General features: G+C 57.6%; 9 protein-coding genes and 1 pseudogene. 5 read left to right on the plus strand and 5 right to left on the minus strand.

Features of this window, described 5'->3' with window-relative positions; translation table 11 throughout:
- Positions 1–203: 203 nt before the first annotated feature.
- The 4 genes and pseudogenes from MF607_RS22995 to MF607_RS21860 all read left to right on the plus strand — a co-directional run.
- Positions 204–317: pseudogene (locus MF607_RS22995) on the plus strand (helicase-related protein); the annotation flags it as partial.
- 21 nt (positions 318–338) lie between these two features.
- On the plus strand, positions 339–758 hold the full coding sequence (locus tag MF607_RS21850) for a hypothetical protein (RefSeq protein WP_242122280.1): 420 nt from the start codon (positions 339–341) through the stop codon (positions 756–758).
- A gap of 366 nt (positions 759–1,124) precedes the next feature.
- Positions 1,125–1,685: a recombinase family protein gene (locus tag MF607_RS21855; protein ID WP_242122281.1), complete on the plus strand. Its 561-nt coding sequence runs from the start codon at positions 1,125–1,127 to the stop codon at positions 1,683–1,685.
- Between the two features lie 40 nt (positions 1,686–1,725).
- Positions 1,726–2,151 (plus strand): very short patch repair endonuclease, encoded by a 426-nt coding sequence (locus tag MF607_RS21860; RefSeq protein ID WP_277926049.1) that lies wholly within the window; start codon positions 1,726–1,728, stop codon positions 2,149–2,151.
- On the opposite strand, the gene MF607_RS21865 is transcribed toward MF607_RS21860, so the two are convergent.
- Together MF607_RS21865 and MF607_RS23000 are read right to left on the minus strand one after the other, a co-directional pair.
- Positions 2,148–2,960, minus strand: coding sequence for a Cfr10I/Bse634I family restriction endonuclease (locus MF607_RS21865; protein WP_242122284.1), 813 nt, complete (start codon positions 2,958–2,960; stop codon positions 2,148–2,150). The genes MF607_RS21860 and MF607_RS21865 overlap by 4 nt on opposite strands.
- A 248-nt stretch (positions 2,961–3,208) precedes the next feature.
- Positions 3,209–3,613 (minus strand): helix-turn-helix transcriptional regulator, encoded by a 405-nt coding sequence (locus MF607_RS23000; RefSeq protein WP_347340919.1) that lies wholly within the window; start codon positions 3,611–3,613, stop codon positions 3,209–3,211.
- 68 nt (positions 3,614–3,681) lie between these two features.
- On the opposite strand from MF607_RS23000, the gene MF607_RS21875 reads away from it, so the two are divergent.
- The gene (locus MF607_RS21875; protein WP_242122285.1) at positions 3,682–4,950 is read left to right on the plus strand and encodes a DNA cytosine methyltransferase; all 1,269 of its coding nucleotides are present in this window, start codon (positions 3,682–3,684) and stop codon (positions 4,948–4,950) included.
- A gap of 580 nt (positions 4,951–5,530) precedes the next feature.
- On the opposite strand, the gene MF607_RS21880 is transcribed toward MF607_RS21875, so the two are convergent.
- The 3 genes from MF607_RS21880 to MF607_RS21890 all read right to left on the minus strand — a co-directional run bounded on the left by MF607_RS21880 (position 5,531) and on the right by MF607_RS21890 (position 10,307).
- Positions 5,531–7,753 carry a UvrD-helicase domain-containing protein gene (locus MF607_RS21880; RefSeq protein WP_242122286.1) on the minus strand — a complete coding sequence of 741 codons (2,223 nt, stop codon included), beginning with the start codon at positions 7,751–7,753 and terminating at the stop codon, positions 5,531–5,533.
- A 2-nt stretch (positions 7,754–7,755) separates the two neighbouring features.
- Positions 7,756–8,649 (minus strand): hypothetical protein, encoded by an 894-nt coding sequence (locus tag MF607_RS21885; RefSeq protein WP_242122287.1) that lies wholly within the window; start codon positions 8,647–8,649, stop codon positions 7,756–7,758.
- A 440-nt stretch (positions 8,650–9,089) separates the two neighbouring features.
- Positions 9,090–10,307 carry a hypothetical protein gene (locus MF607_RS21890; protein WP_242122288.1) on the minus strand — a complete coding sequence of 406 codons (1,218 nt, stop codon included), beginning with the start codon at positions 10,305–10,307 and terminating at the stop codon, positions 9,090–9,092.
- Positions 10,308–10,364 lie beyond the last annotated feature (57 nt).

Raw genomic sequence — 10,364 nt, forward strand, 5'->3', positions numbered from 1 at the left:
GGACCGCATCAATCTCACCGGCGACTACGTCTGGGCCGAAAACCTCGAACTCGACGCCGATGGCTTCACGCCTCTGCTCGCCAAGCCGCTACCGTGAATCCGTGGCCCAATAATGTACAGCGGCCGAGTCTGAAGCCGAAGCGCCGCCACGCGCTGAAAGCCTCCGGCGAGCGTTCAACACGCCATTCTGGCCCCATGTTCTCGCGACGACCTCGATTGGTCAGGAAGGGCTGGACTTCCACAGCTGGTGCCGACGCATCGTTCACTGGGATCTGCCATCCAACCCGGTCGACCTCGAACAGCGTGAAGGTCGCATATCGCGCTATGGTGGTCTTCTTGTGCGCCGTCCGCTCGGTGCGCTGGTGCAGGACGACGCAGTGGCCGCGGCACGCACCGGCCAATCACCTTGGACAGAGGCCGCAGCGCTGGGTGAGTGCAGGTTCCCAGACGAGATTGGGCTGTCACCCTGGTGGACGTTCAAGCACGCCGACATCGATCGCCACGTGCTCGCACTGTCGAGAAGCCGTGACGTTGCAAAGTTCGATTACCTCCAGCGCCAGCGCCTGCTTTATCGCCTCGCCCTCGGCCAGCCGAACCAGGAAGATCTGGTCAATCATCTGGCGAGAGGAAGTGATGTAAAGATTGCCGAACTGAGCGCATTGGCTTTGGACCTGAGGCCGCAGACGTCGACCGTTGGTTTCCAACTCGCGGCTTCATCAACCCGGCGGCAGGCAGGGAAGCGGAGGTCCGCGCAATGATGCAGCCAGCTCTGGTACTACCCCATGAAGCCGATCGCGGCGAGGATTAGGCGATTGACGAGCTCGCGCATGCGGACGACGTGACAGAGGAGCGGGGGATCAGGCGGCACGTCGGGTGAAATCCCCGTGCACACGATGACATTGCGTGCCTCGATCGCTTCTTGAGCTCATCGGCGAGCACAGATCCCATTATCTGTTCCAAACTACACTCGCTCGAAGCAGGCACATGACGACGAAGCTATGGGACCATGGTAATGTCGCGAATGTCCTAGGTTTTGCGACGACCGACGGGCTAACGCATTTCCGCACGTTATATGTCGCAGAAGTCTGTTGCATAACGTTCTCGTTTTGATGCATATTTGCGACATGTTGATTGGCTATGCCCGCGTCTCGACCGATGACCAGGATCTGCGGCTGCAACGCGCAGCTTTGAAACAAGCCGGCTGCACCCGGACTTTCGAAGAAAGGATTTCAGGCACGAAGCGTGATCGATCTGAGCTGTCTAAAATGATTGAACAGCTCCGACATAACGACACGGTCGTCGTGACGCGACTTGACCGACTGGCACGTTCGACCCGCGATCTGCTCGACATTGCCGAGAAGCTGAAGACTGCCGGGGTAGGGCTGCGTTCATTGGCAGAACCATGGGCGGACACGACTTCGCCCGCCGGCCGGATGGTGCTCACCGTGTTTGCCGGTATCGCCGAGTTCGAGCGCGATCTTATCCACCAGCGTACCAGCAGCGGGCGGATAGCGGCGAAGGAGCGAGGGGTACGCTTCGGGCGCCCCCCCAAGCTCAGCTCAGAGCAGATCAAACTCGGCGAGCGGTTGATCAGTGAGGGTACGTCGGTTCGCGAAGCGGCCAGACTGCTTAAGTGTCACCACGCGACGCTATATCGTGCGCTCACTGCTGCAGCGCTGAATTGATGCACCAGTCGAGCCGGTGAACTAAGAGGTTGGAATATCGATGTCACGTCCTTCATTCCCCGGGGTCACAATCGCCCGACGTCGAAACATGCAGGCGAATCGAAGCAAGAATACTAAACCCGAGTTGCTGGTACGCCGCTATTTGCACGCGAATGGCTTTCGATACAGGCTCCATCGGCGCGACCTGCCTGGTTCTCCTGACATCACCCTTGCCAAGTTCCGATCAGTGGTCGAGGTCCGGGGCTGCTTTTGGCACGGGCACGGGTGTAAGTTGGGTAAATTGCCATCGGCGAGGCAGGACTACTGGCATTCAAAAATCGTTGCTACCAAGGCCCGAGACGAAGCCAACCGTGCCGCCTTGGAGGCGGCAGGCTGGCGCGTTATTGAAGTCTGGGAATGTAGCTTGCGTGAAGCGCCGGATTCTAAGCTGGCTGAGGTTCATCGAGCGCTAAAAGCTAGATTTTAAATAGCGTACTCTGGTAACGTATTCAGGATCGCTTGCGCCGTATCTCGCGGCCTCTCCGCTTTGTACAAATGATCGACCGCCCGCGCAAAATCACCCCCGAGCATGAGTGAGTATAGCGACGCTGCCGTGTAGGCGCCACGAACGTTGGCGCCCTCAAAGTCTTCCATGTGAACATGGAACCTGAGGACGGAGCCACGCAGCACAAAGCCAATGATAAATTTGAGTACATTAGCCTCAAAAAGTGGTTGGTATAAGCGATCCGACCGGGTGCTCGTCTTAACTGCAATTGCGAAGAGAAAATTGCGTCCCTCAATCGTCCCTTCGATGTCCGCATGTGCTCGTTGAAGACGATGCAGATTAAATGGACTTAGATCGGCCAAAGGCTGCATGAATTGGGCATAACCTGCTGGCATCGGGTCTGGGATTCGAAGCCCGACGATATCCGGCGATGAAAGCCTCAACTGCATCTCATGGGCTTCCAACGACTGTTGAAACGCTTCGTAGGTAGCGCGAGCTGCTGGGGTTAACAGGCGGGTACTGTCGTAACCACGTGGCAGCTGCACAATGGCAATACGACGCATTGGCGTAGCGATTGACCGAGCCGGCTGCTCGAATGTGGAGCTTGCTGGCCATGCACCGGTAGCCATGAATTGATTCCAAGAAGCAGCGGCGTTCCAAAGCGCAGCTGCCTCCAGTATCTCATACATGTCACCAGCAACTTTACCCCATGCTGGACCCTGCACGTCTGTAGAAACAAAGGCAGCACGCGCGCCGTTCGCCGGAAAGTTTACTCCGGCCGCAGCGAGCATGTTGGCCTTAGCCTGACTGCGATAGAACGCGAAAGTTCGGTCTGGATCCGGATCACCCTCACAACCGGGCACAAAGCTGTCGAAAGCACACCCGATCAGATTATCCTGTGCGATCCTAAACGAGGTTTGCCGGCCGCGCACGGGAGCGTCACGAAGATCTAGGACGCACCCCGTGCCTGCGAGATGACAGGCCGCGCAGTGACTAGATTGCGCCCCAGCGTCTGGAGCGTCCGGGAATAGCAGGGGCATCAATGATGTCCGGATAAAAGTGCGATTTGGCGAGCGGTGGCAAATATCACGTCCAAGTCGCTGCCAAGCGCTTCGGCAAGCTTCTGCGCGCTCAACAGCGTTGCGTTCTGCTCGGATCGCTCAATGCGGCCCAGATAGCTCCGATCTAGGCTGGCACGGTCCGCCAGCTCCTCCTGCGATAGCCGTAGCATCTCGCGATGGCGCCGGATTGCAGAGCCAAAATATCGGGCAAGGTCCAAAGCTTCGCTCGCTGATTTAGGCTTTCCAAATGCCGGGGTTCTCCCTGAATCTCTACGGATTATAAGTCCCCGGAACAGCGACGGCGCGAGTGGGGCGCTGTGGCGTGCAGATGGGCCTGATTTCCCTTCTATCCCGTGGGCGCTAAGGGCCTTGCCAAGAGGCACCTGGCCGGAATAGATGGGGAACAGGTGAGGATGGAAGGTCCCAATATGTCGCCGGCACTGGAGGCCATGTGAAAGCTGTATCTCTCTTCGCAGGCTGTGGCGGGTTCTGTGAGGGCGTCGAGTTGGCCGGATTCGAAATCGCGGTTGCTGTCGAGTGGGACAAGTATGCCTGCATGACGTACCGTGACAACTTCCCGAAGACCCCGCTTGTTGAGGGCGATATCCACGATTTTTTAAAGCCCGGCAGCGATGATGTACGGAAGTACAAATTAACCGATATTGATCTGGTATTTGGCGGACCTCCTTGCCAGGGCTTCTCGCAAATTGGTCCTAGAGACCTGCTTGATGATAGAAACTCACTGTACCGTGAGTTCGCGCGCGTTGTTCATCAGCTGAAGCCCCGTATGTTTCTTATGGAGAATGTTCCTAACTTGCTTCTGATGAAGAAGGGGCATTTCAGGGATGCCATTATTGCTCATTTCGCCAGCCTCGGGTACAAGAATACAACATACATTAAGCTTTCCGCGGCTGATTTTGGGGTTCCTCAAACCCGCGAGCGTGTTTTCTTTTTTGGTACTCGCGACAATATCGAACTTGCCTCTTCTATCGCAGAATTCGCCGAACATGTCCTCGGTGGTTTGAAGGTTGCTCAGCCGGTAACGGTTTGGCAGGCAATTGGAGACCTGCCTGCACAGGTGGTACACAGTGGTGAAACTGCGGCCTACCCGCCGGCCTTGAATGGTGCTTCTGATTTCCTGAAATCTATGCGGCTTGATGCAGCGTGCGGCGCGTACACTAAAGCTATAAAACGTCGACGAGGCGTAGGTAAGCGAAACATAGTACTTTTGCACAATCACCACACTAAAGAAATCAAGGAGAAGCGCGCTAAGCTCATTTCCTATTTGAAGCCAGGCGCTAAGGGGGATAGCCTACCTAAATCCATCTGGAATGGTGCCCGTCCAGAGAAGTGGCGCCGTCTTCATCCAGATCTTCCGTCTTATACAATCCTCGCGCAAATGCATAGAGACTTGTCGGAGTGGGTTCATCCAAATCAGGAGCGTTGGATTACGGTTCGTGAGGCTGCTCGATTACAGTCGTTCCACGACGGTTTTATATTCAAAGGCTCTGAGTGGCAGCAACTTAAACAGATCGGCAATGCCGTGCCGCCATTGTTGGGACATGCCGTAGCGAGCCTTGCAGCAGCTATTCTGAAAGTTGGCGAAGGTGCCTCCGGGTGCGCTGTCGGCGCTCGTCGCCGAACACCGCGCCCTGTCTCTCAAGCAACAACCTCGCAATCTCCGCACATGCAGACAGAAATGGCGGCCGCTACGCCTTAGCCGTTGAGGGCTAAGGCTATAGCCGCGCCAGTCGCTTTGACGCTCCAACGACGCTGCGGCATCTAGCTTGATACATCGCGTCGGTGATGGTGCCTGTGTCAGGGCAAGCGTCCAATCAAGCCCATCTTCTCTGATCCGCGCCCCGCGCTAGCTGGTGTGCGCGGGCCAGCTCGCAACGTTGCACCTCAATGCCTGCAGTTGGATCATGCGGAAGGGCAGGAGCGAGGTTCAGTTGCAGCCGACCCATGACAACAACCGCGCTGGCTGAACCGTCGAACGCGCGACGCGGAACAGGCTGGGGAGCTGAGAAGAAAACCCTTGACCGGACTTTGCCTCGGCGATGATTTTTGCAGCGCTGCTGACGCGTGAGGCTCGGGCGCCGGCTAAGCAGACGCCCCGCCTAGCGCGCCCGCCAATCCATTGATGATGCGCCCGCGAATTTTAGCACGTTCAAACTCGGCGAAGGCGCCAAGCGTCGCCGCGGGACACGCGTGCATAATCGATTTACATGCTTAATTTCTATTTAGAAATTCTGATACCTGTAGAATTGCCGATATCGCGCCTCGATGCGGAGTACGCGCTACCTTATACCGATATCAATCTGCTGCAGGCTGCCAGCTTGTCGAGGGCCCTCCAAAATCTCGCTTTGCCCGCCACGTTCCAACGACGCTGACATCATCAGTTTCGTCTGTGCCCGGCTTGCCCCCAGATAGACACGGTTGACATACCGACGACGGGCACCCTGGCTGAGCATCTCGTCGGCGAGGTCCGACTGATCGATGTGTAGGAGATAGACTGCGTCGAACTGCAGTCCTGCGACATATTCAGGCATGCTGAAGATACACCGGCCGCGAGCGTACTGTACGCCCTTCAAATCCTCCCGCGTCGTCAAGGAGACGTACTTACCACTGATCCGGGACGCATTCAGATACCGTTCGAATAGATAATCGTTCAGGCAGAGCACTGCTACCTTCCTTCCGCCGATCTTGCGAGCGTCCGCACATGCCTCCTCAAACACGGCGTCAAGAAGCTCTTGGTCACGCGCGTACACCTTGAGAATGGGGATTGGGCCAATCGCCTGTTCCGAAGGGGCGATGTGCGTGTCGTACTCCCCTTCGAGGTCCATCGCAGGAAACGATGCGTCCAAATCCTGCAGAAGTTTCGTTATCTGCGGCGTGGATCTATAGTTTTCCTTCAGGTCAATCATCGCGGATACGCCAACACCTGGGTTTCGGAACCGCTCAACGCCCCCCCCGAGAGCCGCGTCCGAAGTGCTCTGCTTCAGATCATAGGCCATCAGCAGGGGCCACTTGCCGGACTTGCGGGCTCGCGGATGGAATATGCCCTGCAGGGTCATAGCTTCGTTGCGACTGAAGTAGTGGTATTCGTCGACAAAGATGACATCGAACCCGAGCTTCTCCCGAAGCTGTTCCCATTCGTGAGTAGTCAGGTAGCGGCCGAAGTCCGCCGTCATCTGATCCATGCTCAAAAGGCGCTCGTGCTTGAGCAAGGCACGATAGGCATCGTGTATCTCCAGGACCACCTCGCGTTGGGCCTTCGTCTTCAAATCCATCTGCCACGCCTCGCGCGGTCCGCTCAGATAACGCTCGGCGTCCGATGTGCCCTTGCGAATATTCTCGGCATCCAGAACGCCCGCGAACTCATTCATCAGGTCGTCCACGAGCGCCGCGCGTCGTTCCGGAGCCGACAGCACCTCTAGGAATTCTGGCTCGTGTGCAAGGACGTCGAGTACGATCCTCGCATCGTCCATGACCTTCTTGATCGAGTCCTCAATCAGGATCTTCTGATATTCCCGCCCTTCCTGGCCATCGAGCGACAAGGGCCGCAACCCCTTCTGCGCATAGCTCAACCGTTCCTCAGCAAGCTCGTACAGAGTGCCCACCCACAGCTTGGGTTGCCCATCGACCGTCTTGGCGGTGCGCCATTTGTCGGATGGGTCTAGCGCCGAAAACATGCCCCTGATGACATCGTGCGCAAGTGCGGAGCTGTGCGTGAGGAAAGCGAACGTCTTCCTGTTGCCATCTTGCAGATCGGCCAATAGGTCCTTGATGCACTTGATGGCCATCGCTTGCGTCTTACCGGTGCCGGCGGCACCCCGAAGCCTGACCGGCTGGTCGTGCGATTTCTCGACAAAGGAGAGTTGATGCGGGTTGAGTTTCCGGTCGAGCCATTCCTGCAGCGTCGCCGCACCCGAGATCTGACGACCTAGGGGTTCGCTCAACAGTATGCCGAATGAGCCGACATCGGGACTGGGCTGAGTTTCCGCCAATGCCGCAGCCTCGAGGTTCTCAATCGCCCGGTCGTATAAGGCACCGTCCGGAGTAACTTGGGACAGCGTCCTCGGACCGTCCGTCACGGCATATGCATAGAGATCGCGACCATCGCCGGCCGACTGGTCGAAATAGATCCTGACCTTCGACCGTTTGCCAGCGGGCTCTCCATAGACAGACAGCCGGGCGCCATCGTGATAGGGCTGCCACTGCACCGGAAGTGCAATGTTGCGATCGAACTTGCGCAATGCGACCCGAAGCACCCGCTCAAACCTAGCCTGCGGCATCGCGGCGGCCGCAAAAATGCCTTCTGGGCCGGTGTTGACCACCAGTAGGCCATCGTTAACGTCTGCCTTTTCGGACAGCAGATAGACGATGTTTCCCACCACGGAGCGGCGAAGCCCAGCGGTGTTCTCCGGAAGGCCGAACTCGCCGAACCAGCTGGGCTCGATCATCGCCGTATCGATGATGGCGATCGCGCCCTCATCGATTACCAAAGCATCGTAGGACATTGTCAGGCTCCAGTAAAAAGGCTTTCGGCGGCCAGCGCCGCCGCGGACTTGGTCGCATCTTCGAAATGCGTCGGCAGTCCGATACGAGAGAACAGGAAGGCAAGCTTCTGGGTCACCGCGAACCTTATTCCGTCGGTCAGACATCCTACGCGGTGCAGAGCATCGGGATGGCCTTGGACCCGCGCATCGACCTCGCTTGCAAAGACTTCGTGCGAATGAACCGTCTGTATGAACCGGAGCAGGGCGACATAGCCAAACCCACTCGCACCAGGCAATTCCGGGAGTAGGAAGAAATCCGCAAAGCCGCCCCCACCCGCTAGCGCCGACGTCAGATCAGCGCGTTGCTTCTCGTCGGAATCACCAATGGTCGTGCGGAGCGCACGCCATTGCGCGAGCGGCGTGACGTGGCCGCCGACCCCCAATGCACACTGCAATGCATTCAGATTCGTGACGAGCTTGGCATCAAGCGCCTTACCCGTTCGGTTCACGGCCTTGTCGATCGACTCCACGGATCGATGCCTCAGCCACTCGAGCAGTTGGTCGTCCCGCAGCTCGAATGGCAGTTCCGAACGGCGCATCACTCCTGCCAAGGCCTGCGCCGCGGCGGTCGCCTGCTTCTTAACGAACCTTTGAAGTTGATCAGGTATCCAAATCCGCTCAAGATACGTTCGGGTTGTGACGACTTCTACGAAGGTTAGACGGTCCGCCGCCTTGGCCTGGGCGATGTCGCAGTCAGCCGTGATGATCAGTCCGAACTCAGGATCGTTGGCGCTTCCCGTGGAGAACTTTCGAAGAATGTCGCCTTGAGCGTACGGTCTGTCGTCCTGCACAATGGACCAGTACTCGTCCTCACGTGGCCCCTTCGGCGCGGCCGCAGCAGATGGCACGTCAATCATAGCGACGTCGAAACCGCGGACGACGCGTTTGCAGTTGTTTCTGCTGGTGCAGGCATATGATTCCTCCCTTAGGTATACGAGATAACGTGCTCGGATGGTAAGTCCACACGGTCGGTTCAGATCGCTTTGAATTTTATCAAGTTGATAAGTTCCGCGCCCTCCGCCATCAGCAGCTGGGAAACACCCATAGCAGACAGGTTGAGTGCTTATTTTGACAGCTTCTGGTAAACTACGGGGATGTGCAACCAAGTAACCTACAGCTCGTAAATATCTTCTAATTTGAGATTACTAATGCTTGCCAACTAACTTATACTAGAATAACGGCAATATTGATTAGATTGGCGTCTGGAAACATTTGGGTTAAAATTCACCTAATTCAAATAATAAGCGGTCAGTAGTTAAGAAATTTAAGACTGCGTTAGTGTAATCTAAGCAACAACTCAGTCACATCGCGGAGGGAGAAGATGTGCTTGAACCTGCCCCGATACAACTGGATCCAGCTTGTCGGCTTCCTGGTCGGCCCATTGACGCCACTCGGTGAACTGCTCCGCAGAAATGTCCAATCGCCCGTCCATAACGGCCTCGCCCACGCGGGCTACCAGGCTCCGCAGGTTCTTGGCTTCCGCCAGCAGACGACCGCTTTCGGCCAGCGCGACGACCCGATCGGCGTTGGCCTTCCGCAGGCGTTCCTGGCGACGCCGCTCCGCTTCGATCCGCTCGCGTTCCGCCTGCTCCTCAAGTTCGCGCAAGTGCATCCGATAGGATCGTTCACCCTCGACGATCAGGCCGGCCACAATGTCGGCGATCTGTACTTCCAGCTTCCCCGAGGCATCGTCCTGCCAGGTCGATGATCCCGCCGTCAGTCTGAGCGAAACGGAAGCCGGGCGCTTCGGGTCAGGACGGGGCGCGGTGTAGCGGTTGTAAGTAGGGGTCTTTCTGCCAGCCTCATCGAGATGCAGCGACACTCTGGTGTCGCCAATGATGGCGTAAAAGCTCGTATGGTAACCGTCCCGGTCGGATGTGCCTCCGTGACCCATACGGCCCAGCGTCAGGAACACGGCGTTGAGAATGCGCAGACGCCGCTTCTCGAACGGGCTGTCGTAGAGGGTGATGGCCGTATGCCAGCGGGTCTTCTCCGCTTTCTCCCGTTCCTTCTCGTCTCCCGCCAATAACTTACCGATCGCCGGATGCGGCACCGTAATCTTCATGGCTGAGGCAGGGCGGCCGACCGCCTTCAACGCCAGCGTGCGCAACTCCTCCAGGTTCTCGGGCACCTTGGCTGACGCAAACGGCCCGGCCGATGACGGGAGCGGCGTTTCGGGCAGATCGACTAAACGGCCGTCTACGTGAATATAGGGCTTCTCTCCCGGTCTGCGGGCCGGTGCCGGGGGAGGTTCGGAGACGGGCCGCCCCGCGTGCACCCGGTTCCAATGCCCCTGCGGTGGCCCTGACACGCCATGAGCCCGCAACAGCTTCTTCAGACCCACGTCAGACATCTGCATGCGCGTCGCAAGGTCGCGCATCGGCGCCGACCAGGCGAATGCGATCAGGTCGGCAAGCGCGACGCGGCGATGACCCCAACCGTACATAGGGGTCACTGCACGAAAGTGAGTTTTACGTACGCCAAGCGCGAACGGATAGCGAACGAGCGAATGCAATGGTCAAGGACAGGTCTCCCGTTTGAGCGGACATTGTCAAAGGTGACCCTCCGTCCA

It is taken from the genome of Sphingomonas lacusdianchii (genome assembly GCF_022664395.1).
GTDB classification, from domain to species: Bacteria; Pseudomonadota; Alphaproteobacteria; order Sphingomonadales; family Sphingomonadaceae; genus Sphingomonas; species Sphingomonas lacusdianchii.